General features: G+C 46.1%; 20 protein-coding genes. 4 read left to right on the plus strand and 16 right to left on the minus strand.

Going from position 1 to position 17867, the window contains the following annotated elements:
• Positions 1 to 37 precede the first annotated feature (37 nt).
• Entirely contained in the window at positions 38 to 514 is a 477-nt protein-coding gene (locus T499_RS0108585) for an RNA polymerase sigma factor (protein ID WP_013065549.1), read from the minus strand.
• 213 nt (positions 515 to 727) lie between these two features.
• On the opposite strand from T499_RS0108585, the gene T499_RS0108590 reads away from it, so the two are divergent.
• From T499_RS0108590 to T499_RS0108605, 4 genes are all read left to right on the plus strand, one after another.
• A complete protein-coding gene (locus tag T499_RS0108590; RefSeq protein WP_013063578.1) occupies positions 728 to 1417 on the plus strand; it encodes a succinate dehydrogenase/fumarate reductase cytochrome b subunit in 690 nt (229 codons plus the stop codon).
• Between the two features lie 43 nt (positions 1418 to 1460).
• Positions 1461 to 3440, plus strand: a complete 1980-nt coding sequence (locus T499_RS0108595) for a fumarate reductase/succinate dehydrogenase flavoprotein subunit (RefSeq protein WP_033150653.1) — start codon at positions 1461 to 1463, stop codon at positions 3438 to 3440.
• A gap of 5 nt (positions 3441 to 3445) precedes the next feature.
• The gene (locus T499_RS0108600; RefSeq protein WP_028906516.1) at positions 3446 to 4204 is read left to right on the plus strand and encodes a succinate dehydrogenase/fumarate reductase iron-sulfur subunit; all 759 of its coding nucleotides are present in this window, start codon (positions 3446 to 3448) and stop codon (positions 4202 to 4204) included.
• Positions 4205 to 4288: 84 nt separating this feature from the next.
• On the plus strand, positions 4289 to 4924 hold the full coding sequence (locus tag T499_RS0108605; protein WP_033150654.1) for a cytidylate kinase-like family protein: 636 nt from the start codon (positions 4289 to 4291) through the stop codon (positions 4922 to 4924).
• 78 nt (positions 4925 to 5002) lie between these two features.
• Here the strand turns inward: T499_RS0108605 and T499_RS0108610 are convergent, their stop codons facing one another.
• The 15 genes from T499_RS0108610 to T499_RS0108670 all read right to left on the minus strand — a co-directional run bounded on the left by T499_RS0108610 (position 5003) and on the right by T499_RS0108670 (position 17855).
• Positions 5003 to 5473, minus strand: coding sequence for a cupin domain-containing protein (locus T499_RS0108610; RefSeq protein ID WP_013065190.1), 471 nt, complete (start codon positions 5471 to 5473; stop codon positions 5003 to 5005).
• Positions 5474 to 5634: 161 nt separating this feature from the next.
• Positions 5635 to 6060 carry an N-acetylmuramoyl-L-alanine amidase gene (locus T499_RS0108615; RefSeq protein ID WP_033150655.1) on the minus strand — a complete coding sequence of 142 codons (426 nt, stop codon included), beginning with the start codon at positions 6058 to 6060 and terminating at the stop codon, positions 5635 to 5637.
• Positions 6048 to 6152: a DUF6486 family protein gene (locus tag T499_RS15150; RefSeq protein ID WP_224082987.1), complete on the minus strand. Its 105-nt coding sequence runs from the start codon at positions 6150 to 6152 to the stop codon at positions 6048 to 6050. Before T499_RS15150 ends, T499_RS0108615 begins: the two co-directional genes overlap by 13 nt.
• 21 nt (positions 6153 to 6173) lie before the next feature.
• Positions 6174 to 6743, minus strand: coding sequence for an HU family DNA-binding protein (locus T499_RS0108620; protein WP_033150656.1), 570 nt, complete (start codon positions 6741 to 6743; stop codon positions 6174 to 6176).
• A gap of 130 nt (positions 6744 to 6873) precedes the next feature.
• A complete protein-coding gene (locus tag T499_RS14675; RefSeq protein WP_157054571.1) occupies positions 6874 to 7053 on the minus strand; it encodes a helix-turn-helix domain-containing protein in 180 nt (59 codons plus the stop codon).
• Between the two features lie 202 nt (positions 7054 to 7255).
• Positions 7256 to 8647 carry a VapE domain-containing protein gene (locus T499_RS0108625; RefSeq protein WP_052173568.1) on the minus strand — a complete coding sequence of 464 codons (1392 nt, stop codon included), beginning with the start codon at positions 8645 to 8647 and terminating at the stop codon, positions 7256 to 7258.
• Positions 8648 to 8791: 144 nt separating this feature from the next.
• Positions 8792 to 9271, minus strand: a complete 480-nt coding sequence (locus tag T499_RS0108630) for a hypothetical protein (protein ID WP_033150657.1) — start codon at positions 9269 to 9271, stop codon at positions 8792 to 8794.
• 350 nt (positions 9272 to 9621) lie between these two features.
• The gene (locus T499_RS14200; protein WP_052173570.1) at positions 9622 to 10608 is read right to left on the minus strand and encodes a TlpA disulfide reductase family protein; all 987 of its coding nucleotides are present in this window, start codon (positions 10606 to 10608) and stop codon (positions 9622 to 9624) included.
• Positions 10609 to 10614: 6 nt separating this feature from the next.
• Complete coding sequence (locus tag T499_RS0108640; RefSeq protein ID WP_198021277.1) at positions 10615 to 11622, minus strand: TlpA family protein disulfide reductase; 1008 nt, start codon at positions 11620 to 11622, stop codon at positions 10615 to 10617.
• Positions 11623 to 12084: 462 nt separating this feature from the next.
• Positions 12085 to 13539 (minus strand): TlpA family protein disulfide reductase, encoded by a 1455-nt coding sequence (locus T499_RS0108645; RefSeq protein WP_084163038.1) that lies wholly within the window; start codon positions 13537 to 13539, stop codon positions 12085 to 12087.
• Positions 13540 to 13643: 104 nt separating this feature from the next.
• Positions 13644 to 14792 carry a hypothetical protein gene (locus tag T499_RS0108650; protein WP_033150660.1) on the minus strand — a complete coding sequence of 383 codons (1149 nt, stop codon included), beginning with the start codon at positions 14790 to 14792 and terminating at the stop codon, positions 13644 to 13646.
• 13 nt (positions 14793 to 14805) lie between these two features.
• Positions 14806 to 15693: a hypothetical protein gene (locus T499_RS0108655; protein WP_033150661.1), complete on the minus strand. Its 888-nt coding sequence runs from the start codon at positions 15691 to 15693 to the stop codon at positions 14806 to 14808.
• The gene (locus tag T499_RS0108660) at positions 15686 to 16237 is read right to left on the minus strand and encodes an RNA polymerase sigma factor (protein WP_033150662.1); all 552 of its coding nucleotides are present in this window, start codon (positions 16235 to 16237) and stop codon (positions 15686 to 15688) included. The genes T499_RS0108655 and T499_RS0108660 overlap by 8 nt, the downstream gene beginning before the upstream one ends.
• A gap of 62 nt (positions 16238 to 16299) precedes the next feature.
• Complete coding sequence (locus T499_RS14205) at positions 16300 to 16701, minus strand: Crp/Fnr family transcriptional regulator (RefSeq protein ID WP_052173572.1); 402 nt, start codon at positions 16699 to 16701, stop codon at positions 16300 to 16302.
• 32 nt (positions 16702 to 16733) lie between these two features.
• Complete coding sequence (locus T499_RS0108670) at positions 16734 to 17855, minus strand: AAA family ATPase (RefSeq protein WP_013064367.1); 1122 nt, start codon at positions 17853 to 17855, stop codon at positions 16734 to 16736.
• Positions 17856 to 17867 lie beyond the last annotated feature (12 nt).

The raw sequence follows: 17867 nt of genomic DNA on the forward strand, positions 1-17867 counted from the left end.
GGTAAATGTTTAATCTTTAATGTTTCATGTTTAATGTTTAATCCTTGATGCTTTTCAGCTGTTCGCGGATTCTAAACAGACGTACGCTGACGTTTTTAGTAGTGATACCTACAATCTGTCCGATCTCCTCGTAGCTGAGGTTTTCGAGCCAGAGCAGGACAATCGCGCGGTCGAATGGCTGGAGCTTGGAGATACGCTTGTGGAGCATGTCCACTTGCTTAGTGTCCTCGTCGCGGTCTTCAAACAGGTTGATGTCCATGGTTAGGCGTTCGGTGGCCTGGCGGCGCTTCTTTCTGTCAAGCGAGATACAGGTGTTCAGCGCCACGCGGTAAATCCACGTCTTGATGTCACTGCGATGCTCAAAGCTCTCGAAACCTTTCCATAGATTCACTAGTACCTCCTGGAACAGGTCGTTCACCTCGTCGGCATCTTGCGAGAACATGTAGCACACGGTGTAGATGGTGCTTTTGTGTTCTGCTGCGGTTTGCGCAAACTGCTTTTCTAATGCGTTCATTGTCTCATCTGTTTTTTATAACTTTTACCCTTTAGACGTGGCAAAGATACTAAAAACTACACGAAAATCGCACAAATTACAAAAAATACGTATTTTTTCGCGAAAACACTTGTATATATCGCTATTTTTGACTATCTTTGTCCCCTAATCACGAGAGCACGTACTAACAAGTAAGTATATAACATTCAATAATTCATTAAAACTCAACAACTTATGTGGTTATTCAATTCATCAATTGGTAGAAAAGTTGTAATGTCCGTTACGGGTATTGCGCTTATTCTGTTCCTCACCTTCCACGGTTGCATGAACATGGTAGCGCTATTCTCGGAAGAGGGTTACAACATGATTTGCGAATTCCTGGGTGCCAACTGGTATGCTGTTGTAGCAACCATGGGTCTGGCTGCCTTGGCAGTGCTTCACATTGTGTACGCATTCATCCTGACTGCGCAGAACCGTACCGCTCGCGGCGAGAGCCGCTACGAGGTAGCTACCGAGGTTAAGGCCGGCAAAGTAGAGTGGGCTTCAAAGAACATGCTCGTTCTGGGTCTCATCATCTGCATTGGCTTGCTCATCCACCTCTGGAACTTCTGGTACAACATGATGTTTGCCGAGCTCGTTGGCGCTATGCCTGCCATCAGCCCAACAGATGGTTTCGGTTGGATTAAGGAGACATTCTCAAATCCTGTATTCGTAGTTATCTACATCGTATGGCTTGTAGCTATCTGGTTCCACCTCTCACACGGTTTCTGGAGTGCTATGCAGACTCTGGGTGTTAGCGGTAAGATCTGGCTCAAGCGCTGGATGTGCATTGGCAACATTTACGTTACCGTGCTCATGCTTATGTTCCTGGTAGTAGTTCTGGCTTTCGCATTTGGTTGCGCTCCTAGCCTTGGCTGCTGCTAATTTAATTTTTTAATCTTTTAATTTTTAAACTTTACGAAAGATTATGGCAAAAGTAATTGATTCAAAGATTCCCGCAGGACCAGTGCCTGAGAAATGGAAGGAATATAAGGCTCACCAGCGTTTGGTTAATCCAAAGAATAAGCTGAAGCTCGATGTTATCGTAGTAGGTACCGGTTTGGCTGGTGCTTCTGCAGCTGCTTCACTTGGCGAGATGGGCTTCAACGTTATCAACCTGTGTATTCAGGATTCTCCACGTCGTGCTCACTCTATCGCAGCTCAGGGTGGTATCAACGCCGCTAAGTGCTACCAGAACGATGGTGACTCTATCTACCGTTTGTTCTATGATACAGTAAAGGGTGGCGACTATCGTGCCCGCGAGGCTAACGTATATCGTCTGGCCGAGGTTTCTAACAATATTATCGACCAGTGTGTAGCTCAGGGTGTACCTTTCGCTCGTGAGTACGGTGGTATGCTGGCTAACCGTTCGTTCGGTGGTGCTCAGGTAAGCCGTACATTCTACGCTAAGGGTCAGACCGGTCAGCAGCTGCTGCTTGGTGCTTACAGCTCACTGAGCTGCCAGGTTAACGCTGGTAAGGTTAAGCTCTACACCCGTTACGAGATGGAGGATGTAGTTATTGTTGATGGCCGCGCTCGCGGTATCATCGCCAAGAACCTGGTTACTGGTAAGCTGGAGCGTTTCTCAGCTAATGCTGTAGTTATCGCTACTGGTGGTTACGGTAACACTTACTTCCTCTCTACCAACGCTATGGGTTGTAACTGTACCGCTGCTGTTCAGTGCTACCGCAAGGGTGCTTACTTTGCAAACCCATCATACGTTCAGATTCACCCAACATGTATCCCCGTTCACGGCGACAAGCAGTCAAAGCTTACTCTGATGTCAGAGTCGCTGCGTAACGATGGTCGTATCTGGGTTCCAAAGAAGCTCGAGGATGCTAAGGCACTTCAGGCAGGAACCAAGCAGGGTTGGGAGATTCCTGAGGAGGATCGCGACTACTATCTGGAGCGCCGTTATCCTGCATTCGGTAACCTCGTACCACGCGACGTTGCCAGCCGTGCAGCTAAGGAGCGTTGCGATAAGGGCTTCGGTGTAAACAACACCGGTTTGGCTGTGTTCCTCGACTTCTCTGAGTCAATCAACCGTCTGGGTCTTGATGTTATCATGCAGCGCTATGGTAACCTGTTCGAGATGTACGAGGAGATTACCGACGTATTCCCTGGCGATGTAGCTAACGAGATCAACGGCGTTAAGTACTACAAGCCAATGATGATTTATCCTGCTATCCACTACACCATGGGTGGTATCTGGGTTGACTACGAGCTGCAGACTTCTATTCCTGGTCTGTTCGCTATTGGTGAGTGTAACTTCTCTGACCACGGTGCTAACCGTCTGGGTGCTTCAGCTCTGATGCAGGGTCTGGCCGATGGTTACTTCGTTCTGCCTTACACTATCCAGAACTATCTGGCCGACCAGTCTATCTGGGGTAAGATCTCTACCGATCGTCCTGAGTTCGAAGAGGCTGAGAAGGCTGTAAATGCCGAGATCGACCGCCTGATGAACATCAAGGGTAAGCGCAGTGTTGATTCTATCCACAAGGAGCTGGGTCACATCATGTGGGAGTATGTAGGTATGGGCCGTACTGCTGAGGGTCTGAAGGAAGGTCTGAAGAAGATGCACGAACTCGAGAAGGAGTTTGATACCAACCTCTTCGTTCCAGGATCTAAGGAAGGCTTGAACATCGAGCTCGACAAGGCTATCCACCTGCGTGACTTCTTCACAATGGGTCAGCTCGTAGCTTTCGACGCTCTCTCTCGTAACGAGTCTTGCGGTGGTCACTTCCGCGAGGAGTATCAGACCGAGGAAGGTGAGGCTAAGCGCGACGATGAGAACTACTTCTATGTAGGCTGCTGGGAGTACAAAGGCAAGGGCAACGAGCCTGAGCTCATTAAGGAGCCACTGGAGTACGAGGCAATCAAGGTACAGACACGTAACTATAAGAATTAAACACTATGGCAAGAAATATTTCATTCACAATCAAGTTCTGGCGCCAGAACGGCCCCAAGGACCAGGGACATTTCGACACCCACGAGATGCACGATATTCCCGATGATACCTCGTTCCTCGAGATGCTCGACATCCTGAACGAGGAGCTCATCAACGAAGGCAAGGAGCCCTTCGTATTCGATCACGACTGCCGCGAGGGTATCTGCGGTATGTGCTCGCTCTACATCAACGGTACACCTCACGGTCTTACCGAGCGTGGTGCTACCACCTGTCAGCTCTACATGCGTCGTTTCAACGATGGTGACGTCATTACTGTAGAGCCTTGGCGCTCAGCTGCCTTCCCCGTAATTAAGGACTGTATGGTTGATCGTAATGCCTTCGATAAGATTATCCAGGCTGGCGGTTACACCACTATCCGTACCGGTCAGGCTCAGGATGCCAACGCTATCCTGATTCCTAAGGAGGATGCTGATGAGGCTATGGACTGCGCATCTTGCATTGGCTGTGGCGCTTGCGTAGCAGCTTGTAAGAATGGTTCTGCCATGCTGTTCGTATCATCTAAGGTATCTCAGCTTGCTCTGCTTCCACAGGGTCGCGTAGAGGCTGCCCGTCGTGTTAAGAACATGATTGCCAAGATGGACGAGCTTGGTTTCGGTAACTGTACTAACACCCGCGCTTGCGAGGCTGTTTGTCCTAAGAACGAGACCATCGCTAACATCGCTCGCCTGAACCGCGAGATGATCAAGGCTAAGATGGCCGATTAATAACTCTTTATAGGTAGTGGGGACTACAATGATGTCCCCATTACCTCTTTTTATTATTATGGAATAACTAAAAACTTAGGTATAATGAAAAAAAACGAAAGATTTGTCATCACCATTAATCGCGAGTTGGGTAGCGGTGGTCGTACCGTCGGTCGTGTTTTAGCTGAGAAACTGGGCGTGCCCTATTACGACAAGATGCTTTCTAAGGCTTTGGAAGAGAAGTTCGACCTTTCACATCGTCAGATTGAGGAACTGAAAGGCAAGAACCGTAGCTGGTGGGAAGAGATTAAGCGTGTGTTGGTTCTGGGAGAAGGAGCTGCCAATTCTTCTGAGTATTACGACGAGGATAATAACAGGTATGTGACCTCCGAGGCTGTCCTGAAGGCAGAAAGAGAAATCTTGCAAAACATTGCCAGCGAGGAGTCGTGTGTCATCGCCGGTCGTTCGGCCTTCTTTGCTATGAACGAGAATCCCAACCATCTGAGCGTTCTCATTCAGGCTTCTATGGATCATCGTCTTAAGCGCGTGATGGCTAAGCAGGGACTTACCGAGAAAGAGGCCAAGAAAGTTATTAAGATGGTGGATGAAACCCGCGAGGAGTATATGAAGAACAATGCCCATACTTCGCGTTACGACACCCGTAACTACGATCTGGTTATCAGAATGGATGGTAAAACCGAGGAAGAGGCAGCCAATGTGATATTAGCATATATTGGCTGATACATCCCAGACAAGGAAAATATAAGAGCGCCGCAGTTTTTGCTCTGTGGCGCTCTTTTTTTGTGCTGTAGGGTAGGGCTACTCCAATGGGATATCGGGGTGCTGTACGGCCAGCGGCAGGTCTTTCTGCGACAGATAGAACATGTATAGTATCACCGGCTTGGTGCCGCGGTTTTCGCCATGGTGTATGGTGCCTACCATCTCAACTACGGCCTCGCCCTCGTGTACCACCTTGGTCTTGCCATCCTGTCCGATAATGGTCAGCTCGCCCTGTGTCAGTACACCGTAGTTCATAGCTACGTGATGGTGCCATCCCAACTTCTGTCCTGGAGGGAACACGTACTTTACGGCCACCAGTTCGGGGCGCCCCTGGAAATAGTCGGGCAACTCTACACCGTCCCAACTCTGACTTGTACGAATCAGCTCTACGCTCTCTACCTTGGCCGCTGCTCCGTTATCGGCGTGCGAATTAAGGCAAGCGGTAAAAGTAGTAGCTGTAGCCAACATGGCTGTTGCCACGATAGCATGCATAAATACCTTTGTGTTCATGATAAATAATGTTGTTAATAGATTATACTTATTGTTCTACTTATAGATATGATGTCGCAAATGTACAAATAATTCTTCATCACGCAGCCAAACTGTTACCTAAATATTGTTAATAGAGATCATAAAGCACGGACTCTAGAATAGAATCCGTGCCTAAAAACTCATTTGGGCTGCAAGTCGGCATACTCTTTGGCTACGTTATCAATGCATGGGCAAGCCTTCTGTGGGTTCAGATCGTGATGACCTACGATCGATGCACGCGGATAGCGGCGGTGAAGTATTTCCAGCAGTTTGCGTAACGACGCCTTCTGAGCAGCTGTGCGGGTATCAGCGGGTTGTCCCCGGGCATTCAGTCCTCCTTCGTAGCACACCCCGATGGAGTACTTGTTATGGTTCACGCAGTGGGCACCCACCAGCCATTCCGGTCGTCCAGCCTCAATCTCTCCGTTACGACGGACCACGTAGTGATAGCCTACGCCAAACTTAAAGCCTCTATCACGATGCCAGGTATCTATCTGGGCTACCGATGAAGTCTGGTCTGGTTCCACTGCCGAACAATGCAGCACTATCAGGGTTATCGACCGCATGACTGTACAGCAATAGTTCCCAGAACTGTTGTAATCACTGTTGCTACAAAGCGCAATACCTTAGCTACTCTATTCCAATTTACTTTTACCATACGCTTTTATTTTTTTACAGATTAATCACCAATTGGCTCGTGACTTGAGTTACCGCCACCACCGGTATTGCCACCGCCGGTGTTACCACCATTGCCTGGGTTATCATTACCACCAGTCGAAGGCTGATCGGTTGGCGAATCAGGATCCTCGATATTGCCAGGATCGGTACTGGTAACACGCTTTACAATCTTACCCTCACGGTCGTAACAGGTAATGTTGATGGCCGTATCCTTCAGCTCATCCTTGATCTCAACCGATGGTGAGAAAATCACACGTCGGGTGGTAATCAGTCCTGTACTTACCTTGTTCACGTCATCCACCGTGGTGGCCCTTACACCGAATCGCATACGTCCCAGACCTGGGATGGCGATGGAGTGTCCCTCGGTGGCCCAAACCTTTACCACCTGTCCGATGGCATCCCATGCCGCACTCAGTGCACCCTCGGCGATACCACTGCGAACAGAGGCTTCGCTAATCACCTTCTGTGCCGACAACGTGTTGTAGATCTCGGCCTGCATCATAAAGCGATACTTGCCTGCATCCTTGCCTACCTTGAGCTCTCGCTCTACTGCTTTTACTTTAATTGCCATAAGCTACATAAAACATTAAAGATTAAACATTAAAAATTAAACATTAAAGATTGTCTTATTGACATGGCAAAGATACCACATTTCTGAGGGACGTTTTGGGATTCTTGGTGATTCGTAGCGATTCTTTTGCTTACTTGTCGATGTCAAAAGTTTCTACGATGTATTTCACTACATTTGGTGGCAGGGCACCCTTTCCGGTTGGCATACCGATGGAATGCAAGTAGTCCAGATGCGGTCCCATCCAGTTCTTGAGTGTCTGAGTCGTTACACCGGCATGCTCAGCCAGCTGTTTTCTTGTCATTGTTTTCATAAGCTTTCTATTTTGTTTTTTTTGAAAAGTACCTAATGTTTTTTTGCACGCTAACTACTTTGCATTTGAAAAGTACTTAGAGAAAAAATAATGTTTAATCTTTAATCTTTAATGTTTAATGTATTTGACGCTTTTGACAGATTAATTTGTAAAAGTTACGTGCGTACCGTGTAGGTGCGTGCGCGGTACGCATGAGGATTTCCTAAAACAATGTGTCAAATGCGTCAAATATGGCTTTGTTGTCTATCACCGATACCTCATCCTCGGGCTTGGCTTCACTGGCCATCAGACTCTTGTTCAGATCCATGTCAGCCCCCTTATAAGCCACCACGTTATAGCCACGCTGACCACGCGAGCGCACACTTACAAAGCCCATGGCCTTCATGGCACGCCCCAGTTTGTTGGGCGTCAAGCGGTTTATCAACAAACCGCCAATGGTCTGCATAATCTCCGTGGAACTCACAAATTCGCATGCCTCACCCTTTGCAGGTACACGGTAGAACTTGGCTACCAGGTCTTGTTCGGGCTTGGGTACCTCGAACCGCTGGTTATGAAGCTGCACGATATCCGTTTCCTTGCCTTCGAACCAGTAGTGGAACCCCTGCAGATACAGAGCATAGGCCTGGGCAAAGATCTCTTCGTGATGGGTACAATACTCGTAAGGCGACCGGATGCTCTCCACCTCGAACGGTAACCAGCGGCGTGTGCCGGTGTCGTCGTCGATAAATTGCAGGTTGTTGCTGGTGCCACAGTAACTGGCTATGTGGATACGTCGCTGCGAATTATGCGCATACGGCTTGCGGGCGTCGGTGGCCTTGGTGGTCACAGCCCATTTCAGCCTACTCATCGCTGCAGGTTTCAAATCATCTATCTCATCCAGACAAATCAGTCCGAACTGCGACAGACTCAAAATCTCGTCCTTATCCATCTTTCCAAAAGTGCTAGTGGATTGGAAATAGGCATTCAGCTGGGGTGGCAGCAGATGTTCGAACCAGCGGGTTTTGTATATTCCCTGTTCGCCTATCAGCACCAGTATCTCCTCGTTTACCACTTTATCCTCCAGCCACCCCGCTACCATGCCTACCAGCCATTTGCGCAAACAGGCATAAAACAGCAGTTGCTCGTCGGGGCCACCCTTTACGTTTACGTCCATCGCCAACGAGAGGATGGGGTTGGTGGTCTTGTCCCATGGTGGCAAGCGGTTCAAGTACTCTCTGAGCGGATTATACAGCGGTACAAAATCAGAGTCGATAACCTGCCATATTTTCTTGGCATTCACATCCTTTTGTTTCGACAGCATACTGCACAGCGAGTTCACCAACCTGTCCTCTATCTCGTACCACCTATCGGGCGATCGCCATTCGTCCAGCGGTGTTTTGCCCGTGGGGTATTTAATCCCCATGGCTGCGCACTCGCTTATTTCTGGTACGCGGAACTCGTCCTTACCCGTTATCACATTATGCCGCAGGTAGAGCGTGTCCATCAGGAATTTTTGGATATCCTCCTCGGTGGCACGTACTTCGCGCCAATTCTTTTTGTGCTGAGTTTCCCCTTGCGCTGAGTGGGGTTTTTGGTCTTTGGTTTCTTCCTCCATAATAGTTATGTTATAGGTAAAACGTAATATTTAATCGGTGGCAAAGATAATTAAAAAACAAATGCCAACTACCTACTGGGGTACCTCCGGAGGTAGTAAAAAAATGTCCTGATGCTTGCATGCACCAGGACTTATTGCTAACGTTTACAACGTTTTTAATTTTTCATTGAATTTGAGTGATTGGTGTTGTGATAGCGCAGTGTTATAATCGCTATGCATATTGTTTCGATGCCAAAGCTTCTCAAAAGTTTTCCATTTATCCTTGATACCAAGTCGCTCGGCCATCTCGTAAGCCAGCAAAGCCGACAAGGTACGCGACAGTCTGGGTTGATAGTTTTCATCTACCCATCCTTTGTCCATCGCACTTTTCCACAGCAGCATCGCCTCCTTGGTAGCAAGGCAATCAGGTAGTTTAGTTGTATTCTGATTGATGTGGTTATCCTGTGGTGGTTTCTGTAGTTTTGCCGAATCGAATACCTGCGTATCGATATGATTGACGTACTGCGCCCCAGGGGCGATATAGTTTAAAGTAATGTGACTGCTATTCTTTTCTCCGTCTGCCTGATGCAGTCTCTCAAGCAGACGGTTTATTAATCTAAGTATTTTTACTTCACTTAAATCCATGCCATTAATTTTCTTGTTCTACAATGCTAAAAGAAAGAAACGGATAACGTGGGTTAATTGGATTTCTCAACATATCTTTCTCAGGTCCGCTAAAACCTATCTGCGTATGCTGATACAACCAATGCCCACGTCTCCGTATGGGACGTGAGCTGGCAGCATCTTCGCAGATAAATCTTAAATGAATTAGCGGTTCGAGAAAGATAATCAAGAAGCTGCAATGCTCTTGGGCGCAAAGATAATCCAATTCTTTGAAACGCCCAAATTTTTTGTGACTATTTTATGGACTCATGACACTTTTCTTTGTTTGAGGGTTCTACACTATGTTGATTTCACAATTATTTGTTCATGTTTTACTCAATGTTTAGTGCTTTCTTAATAAGCGGCTCCAGTTCCGCGGTATCGGTGGAGGTGGAGAGGATGGTGCCGTCGCGGTCGATGAGAAACATAGCACCACCAGCATTGTCGGCTCCGTTCTTACGCCACACCTGATTTTCGTCGTTAAGTTCCAACAGGCTTGTCCAAGGGTAGCCGTCTTTCTTCGCTGCAATTTCCATCGCTTGACGATTACGCTCACGGGCAATTGCAACTACACTGAAGCCCTTATCCTTGTATCGTTCATATATTGGGATCATCGCGATACTATGTCGACGACATGGGCCACACCACGACGCCCATAAATCTATTAGGACGACTTTGCCTTGGATAAGTGTGGAAATAGGGATGAGTTTGCCATCGGTATTGCGCACATTGTAGTCGATGTATGGTTTGCCTGGTTGCAAGAGATAGGCTGCTTCTGCAGTAGCAATCTGGTCGTGAACGGGATGGACAGTATAACAGTTGATGAGTGTATCGTGATAAAGCGTTAGATATCGTTCATACTGAGATTTATCGAAATCCACATAGACTTCTGAATGTTTGAGCACTTGAATAGCATTAAGCACATCATAAAGTGTCCAAAGAATGGGATGCTTGCAACTATCCTCACCATTGACAACAATATATGGCTCTTTGTTTTCATACATAGTAACATTCACTTTGCAATTCTCTGCGATGAACTTGCCCATCAATAACCGTCCCATCTTGTATTGCTTCAGAAAGAATATGTTGTAGAGCTTAGGGAAGTCTATTTCAATATCATAGGAGAAACGTCCCTCTTTGGCTTTCACGTGAAAACTCGGATTATCCACCACGCGCAGATCTGTCCCGGCCTCGCAGATGATGACTTCATCGCCCCATGCATCGGTCTCCAATGTACCTTCGACGTGGCATCTGATTTGCGCCTGCCCCGTCATAGCGACGAGGGCAAGCATCATTGTAATAATAGCTTTCTTGGCCATGATTGGTTACTTTACTGAAACATTGCGGATGACGAAGGCACCCTGAACATCACCCTCTATGAAGTCGAAGGTGGCGGGGGTGGTGTCGAACGGCTCGAATGTTAGTGTGAAGTCTGTGTAGCAAGTGTTGCCAAGAAATTCGTCTGTGGCTTCTGAGGCTTTCACCTTGGTAAAGTTGTCCTCGTCGAGTTTGATGCCATCGGCTGCCGTCAGCTTATACTTCTTACCATTAGCCTCAAGATAGGAGTCTTTGGCTATACGGAACCAATAGTCTTTATGACCATAATAGCGAAACTTGATGGTGGTGCCGTTGGCGTTGGTATTTATCTGGCGGACGCTGAAATGGTAATTGGCACTGTTGTCCTGCTTGATTCTGAGTCCGTTTACTACGTCGGCTATACCTAAGAACCATCCCGGATTATAACCCATGGCTTTCCAGACGATGCGTTTATCAGGCGTGATCAACACATAATAAGGTATGGCTCCCATATCGCAATATATACTGTTGACGCTGCTTCCCCTCATGCCGTCGTTCCAGTTCTTCCAAATAATGCTCTTGCTGAAATCGCTATTTTTCCAATTAGAAACATCATCCTCATTAATACCAATGATTTCAAGCTTTCCTTTCATTCTCTCATAGACCTCTCTCATCTCTGGTTCAGACATTCTGCACGGGCCACATCCGATTCCCCAGAAATCTAGCAATACATAGCGCCCATCGGCGAAGGCATCAAACAAATGATGTTTTTTTCCCTGCATATCGAAGAGCTCTGCATCAACGGCTTCATCGCCCAACTGTAGGACTTTTGGGGGATAAATATAGGTGTGTATCTCTGCCAGCTGAGCTTCAAATCCTTTCGGCGCGCGAGCAGCAAAAGTCTTCTCAAGATTCTTCAATTGCTCCATGTATGGAAAGTCTTTCATGTTTTTCAGCATCCTGGCTATGTTACTCAGTTTGCTGATTGAGGCAACATCCACAGGTAATGAGGAAAGAATGTCAAGCTCTTGCTTCATTAACACCAAGTTGATAGAGTCGAACTTTGCCATATCTCTGTTCTGTTCTATTTTGAAAAAATCTACGATGGTTTCACGACTATAGTCTCTTATACGGTTTAACGTCTGCTGCTCAGGAATCGGGCTTTCTACTTTCCATAGAGGAAAGAGGCAATCTGTGCCCGATACTGTCACTGTCACTCCAGGCTTCAGCATCAGGTTTAAAGAGTAATTGAGGCAACCATCGTCAATACAAGCCATACCGCCCACAGTGAGACCTTCTACAGGAATAGTCAGGCTGAAATGTCCAGCCCTAACACTGTCTACAATTTCCCATGAAGTGCCAGCACCACCAATAACCAATGTGCCATCTTTCAGAGCGGGTGAATAACCAGTGACAGTTGCTGTCTTTGTCTGAGCCTGCCCCGTCATAGCGACGAGGGCAAGCATCATTGTAATAATAGCTTTCTTGGCCATGATTGGTTACTTTACTGAAACATTGCGGATGACGAAGGCACCCTGAACATCACCCTCTATGAAGTCGAAGGTGGTGGGGATGGTGTCGAACGGCTCGAATGTTAGTGTGAAGTCTGTGTAGCAAATGTTGCCAAGAAATTCGTCTGTGGCTTCTGAGGCTTTCACCTTGGTAAAGTTGTCCTCATCGAGTTTGATGCCATCGGCTGCCGTCAGCTTATATTTCTTACCATTAGCTTCAAGATAGGATTCCTTTACGATGCGGAACCAATAGTCTTTATGACCATAATAGCGGAAACTAACAGTAGTGCCGCTGGTATTGGCATTAACTTTCTGGATAACCAGCGAGAGGTTGGCGCTGTTGTCCTGTTTGAGGCCGTTGAAGGCATCAGCCATACCCATAAACCATCCTGGGCCATAACCCATACTCTTCCAAAGGATGCGCTTGTCGGGCGAGATCATTACATAATAAGGAATGGCGCCTATATCACAATATCTGCTGCTGATATCCTTCGAGGCATTGTTCCAGTTCCTCCAGATAATACGCTTGCTGAATTCATGCTTCTGCCACTCTGTGAGTTTGTTCTGATTGATACCGATGATCTCTATCTTATCCTTCATTTTCTCATAGAACTCTTTCATCTCAGGCTCAGACATCATACAAGGACCGCAGCCGATACCCCAGAAATCGAGCAATACATATTTGCCATTGGAAAAGGCTTCAAACAAATGGTGTTTCTGTCCTTGCATATCAAGGAGTTCGGCATCAACAGCTTCATCACCCACCTGCAAGAGTCGTGGTGGATAGACATAGTTGTGAATCTCTGCCAGCGTCTCTTCAAACCCTTTAGGCGCTCTGGCAGCTATTGTCTTTTCCAAGTTCTTCAACTGTTCCATGTACGGGAAGTCTTTGGTATTCTTAGCCGTCATAGATATGCCCCATAGCGCACGGATTGTAGCAGCATCCACAGGCAATGACGGCAGGATATCCATCTGTTGCTTCATCCATTTCATTTCAACGACTTCTCTCTCTGCCCAAGGCTTTTGAGCCAGATCCATTTGCATTAATTCCGTTACCACGTCGCGGCAATGCTCTGTTATACGGCTCTGAGTCTGCTGTTCGGGCAAAGGGCTTTCCACATTCCATAAAGGGTAGAAACAATCTGTGCCCGTCAATTTCACAGTCACACCGGGACGCAGGAAGAGGGTTAAATTAAAATTGGGACAACCTTCACCCATTAAACCGAGAAAGCTTTCGGTGAGTTCCTCTACGGGTAGAGTGAAGGCGAACCGTCCGGCTTGGACGGTATCTACAACATTTCCGATAGTGCCTGTTCCGGCCAGCACCAACGTGCCATCTTTCAGAGCGGGTGAATAACCAGTGACAGTTGCTGTCTTTGTCTGTGCCAGCCCTGTCATTGTAACAAGGGCAAGCATCATTGTAAAAAAAGTTTTCTTGTTCATAATTGTTTTTATTTGGGTTTAACTTTTGTTTTTATAAGCAGCATGCGTCATCCCGACGGATGCTGCACCAAAGAATTTATCTAACTAAATAAACGTCCTTGACGTTATTCTACAACTACTCGAGGAAGATACTCGAAGAGACTTTGGTTCTGGCGGAGTTGTTGAATACTTAGGTTGTGTAGAACAGTTCCTTTGTTATTGGCTCCCCATGCATTGAAAGGTTCGATGTCAGGTTCAATATATGTGATGGTTTCCATGTTCAGGGGCACAGGTTCGAATTCCATCAGGAAAGCAATGTAGTCGCCAGCGTTGCCCTCCATAAAGAATAATTCATTTAATGGAACACCTTGAACTTTACGGAGTTTGTATTGATGTCCAGTCTCGTCAAGCAGGATAAGGCCACTACTAAAAGTGAAGTATTCTCTTGTCCAATTCTGTTCATAGGCAATGGCTACATATGTGGTCTCTGGGGTCAGCCAGATAGCCAATGTTTCGTCTTTCTGCGGTTTGATGAGATGTACATCTGTTAGTACCTTCCAAGTATTCCAATTCTGCATGTCGTAAGGTTTGTCCTCGCATAGATGTTCTTGGAGAATACGTGGACTATGGAATTTGGGAACTGTGTCGCATTTAATAGGGGACCATGAGACATGAATATTCAAAGGCTTGTTAAGCTCTTGATGCCAACCAACCAGATTCCAGTTAGGGATGCCGAACATAGTAACACTTTTCGTTGTTTCTGGTAATGGGGGGAAATACACCTTTAGATCAAGAACTGAACCCTTTGGCGCTTTAACACTGAAGTGCTTACGGAAAGTGTCTGGCTCAGTACGACGGATGCGGTATTGCTTACCTGTAGCATTGTCAACAATGCACGTCTCTTCCGATGCAAGCCAAAGGTTTGACACTTCGTCGGCTGGCATTTGAAAATAGCAATGAAGTACAGTCTCATTGTTCTCTTCTGTTAGCATCCAGCTCATAGGCATATATGGCATGTCGCTTACTGCGTTAGGAAACAATTTGTTGTATTCTTTTTCTATTGCTACATTTTTTGTCTCACAAAAATCCTTAATCCATGCATTGTTAGTGTTATGCCATACAGCAAAGGTCTTATGAGTTTTTTTATCCGTTAGGATATCTGGCCGTGGCATATATACACCCATGCTTTTTGCTAGTACTTTCATTCCTCTTGTTTGCGCTATTGCAGTGAGGTTGGTGATTGCGAGAATAGTTAGGAGAAATATTCGTTTCATAACTTTATTGTTTTTAGAATAATGTATGAATGTTTCTATTAGTCAATTGCTCACGATAATCTTGGATGCAGGTCGATGAGATGTTGGTATCAATCTGTGAACGGACGCAGAAAAGCAGTATGTGCTGATCATTGATGCGCTCAGCTATCCAAAGATACTTTTCTCTTTTGCGCAGGTCTTTCAGACTGAAAAAGAACTGCTGACGTGAAAAGTTTAGCAGAAAACCTGGTGTGTTGGTGTCGTACCAACAGGCTACTTGTAGTAGTCGACCGAAAAGGTCGAGTTCCTTGGTGTCTTCGAAGACGTAAGCCGTACTGACGATAGTGCTGTCACCTTTGTCAGACTTGCAATCGATAGCTACAGCTTTCACCTTATTATATTCGGCTAACTTTGCTATAAACTCGTCTATACGGCTTGGGGCCTGGTATGCAGAGTCTTCCTCTGGAGTATAGACTGCATAATGAAGGTTGGAGATCACTGCAGTGTGGGATTGTTTCTCCGTTTTGTCTTCTTCTGTTTTCACCTTAGTATTTACGGATGTTTTTAAGTCACCAGATGTCTTCGTTGCGGGCGATTTCGATTCCCCGTATTCTTTCGTTGTGGATTTTAAATCCGCAACAACTTTAGGAGTTGGTGCAACAACCGAATGTTGCGCAGTAAGTTTTTGTAGCTTTGGCTGCTCATTATCAAACATCCAAATTGTTCCTACACCTATTATAATAATAAGGCTTGCTGCTGCAGCCATCCACCAGCGCATCTTGACCACTCGAGCTCCTTTTGACTCAGTGGCTTCGTTGATGTCTGGCAGACTATCCATGATGAGGTCTGTCAGTTCATCAGGGTTGCTGATTACAGGCTTCTGACCTTTCAGCCTTTCGAATATATCGTTAATATTACTCATAACCTAATTCAATTAATCTTTTGCGTATTGTTTGGCGAGCAGCATAAAGATTACTCTTTACCTGACGGGCATCGAATCCTGTTATTTCTTGAGTTTCTTCTGACGATAGACCTTCTAATTGGCAAAGCGTGAAAACCAGCTTTTGTTTAGCGCTAAGTTTATCGGCCATCAGCCTTACTATAGATATCCATTCGCTATTCTCCAAGATTCGTTGGCTATCTGTGTCAGATGCATAGTTTTTTAGAACTAGCTCGTCTTCTTGCACAGATAATATACGGTTTTTACGCTTCAACCTATCCAAACATAACCGAGAAGCAATAGTATAGAGCCAAGTTGTAAAAGTTCGCTGCGGGTCGTAGTCTCTGATGCTTTGCCACACTCTAATAAATGTATCTTGCACCATGTCCTTAGCCTCTTCTTCGTCGCACAACATCTTCAGCGCCAGCGAGAATACCATCTGCTGATGCATCTTCACTATCCAACGGAAGGCTTGCTTGTCTCCTTGTTGACAGCGGATAATGATATCGCGCTCTGTTTGAGTCATTCTTTATTACTCTATAATTAATACGAATTAAAAGGGTTAAGGTCAAATTAATCATTCAAAATTCAATTCGTGCAGCCACTTATCGCCCCTTTTCTGTGGGCAAAGTTATTCGTATCCTTGCTCTGGTCGAAAAACTGCTCCAGTTGCTGGCCTGTAACCCTGAGCACGCGACTGGGCATCATTGCCACGATGGTAGTCTGCGACGGACGACCATAAAGGAACGTAGGATAGTCGGTTACAAACTCGCCCGCAAACGAGAACCATGTGATGTGTTCCTTGTCATCGCTGATACCATGGTTCACATACTTAAAGCACCCCTCTGTTACATAACCAAACCAACGCGATGCGTCGCCCTCGCGCTCCAACTGATCACCCTTGCGATATTCCACAAGTTCACCTTCGCCCTCGCAAAACTCACGCAGCACCTGAAGGTCAATGCTGTTATTGCTGAATATCTGTTCCATAAGTCAGTCGTTGTTACTTCCTGCTGCAAAGATTATTTTCTCTCTATCCACAATTGGAAGAACAGGTCGTAAACAAAATACTCACCATTTTCCTGGGTAATGAGATCTTTGTCGAGAAGGCCTCTTAATGCAGACATAACAGAACTTGGCGATTGCAAATGGTATTTCCGCACAAAAGCACCACCCGATACGCTCTTCACTCTTCGCTCGCAGGCTATGGCTAAAAACACGTTGCGCTGCTTCTCTGACATCTGGGCCAACAGCGTGTCGTAATACTCTGTATACAGATCCAAGATGTAGTTGATAGCAACGTCGATCATATCTTTACTACACGTTTCGCCTTGTGCGGTATTTAGAAATAGCACGTTCATCAGACGCTGCAGATAAGATGTTATTCCATCAAATCGCTGATAAACGATGTCTACTACATCAGGCTGGATTGACTTTCCACATTTCTCGAATTGAGCGCAGGCAAACTCTTTATACTTTTCGATGGGAATAGGAGAAAGCCCCATTGTAATGACCGACTGATAGAACGGACGTGACGGCGACAGGAAAATCTCACCCATAAGATGTCGCTTGGAACCTGCAAACAAAAATGTAGCATTTGGGCATCTTTGGATATGTGTTCTCAGTGCAGCTTCTACATTTTGACCGTCTGGATACTCTGTTATCTTCTGAAATTCATCGATAGCAACCAAACAAGGCTTGTCGGCCGTTTTAAGATAGACGAATATCTCGTCGAGAGTAATTGCAGGATTAGTATATGCACCCAAGCCAACTCCCCATACAGGATTGCCATTCATATCGAAAGAAATCTGCTGCTGTATGGACTTAAGGGTGCCAACAAATTTCTCCCAAGTCTTCCTGCCGCGTGGTTTTAATTCATCGAGTATAGCCTGTCCTAGAAGACTTACAAAGTCGGCTAAAGAGCTTGTGGCATATATATCGATGATAAACGTATAGTACTTTTCCTTAATTTCAGGCTGTGCAAAACAATGATGGATCAAATCTGTTTTGCCTAGTCGCCGAGGAGATATCAAGGCCATGTTGTTGTCATTGGTAAGCAACTTTACCAAATCCACAGTCTCTTGTACTCTGTCGCAGAAGTATTCGGGCCCTGCATATCCTTTGGTTACAAACGGATTTTTCATACTCTATTATCC

This window comes from Prevotella sp. RM4 (assembly GCF_000701965.1).
Classification (GTDB): domain Bacteria; phylum Bacteroidota; class Bacteroidia; order Bacteroidales; family Bacteroidaceae; genus Prevotella; species Prevotella ruminicola.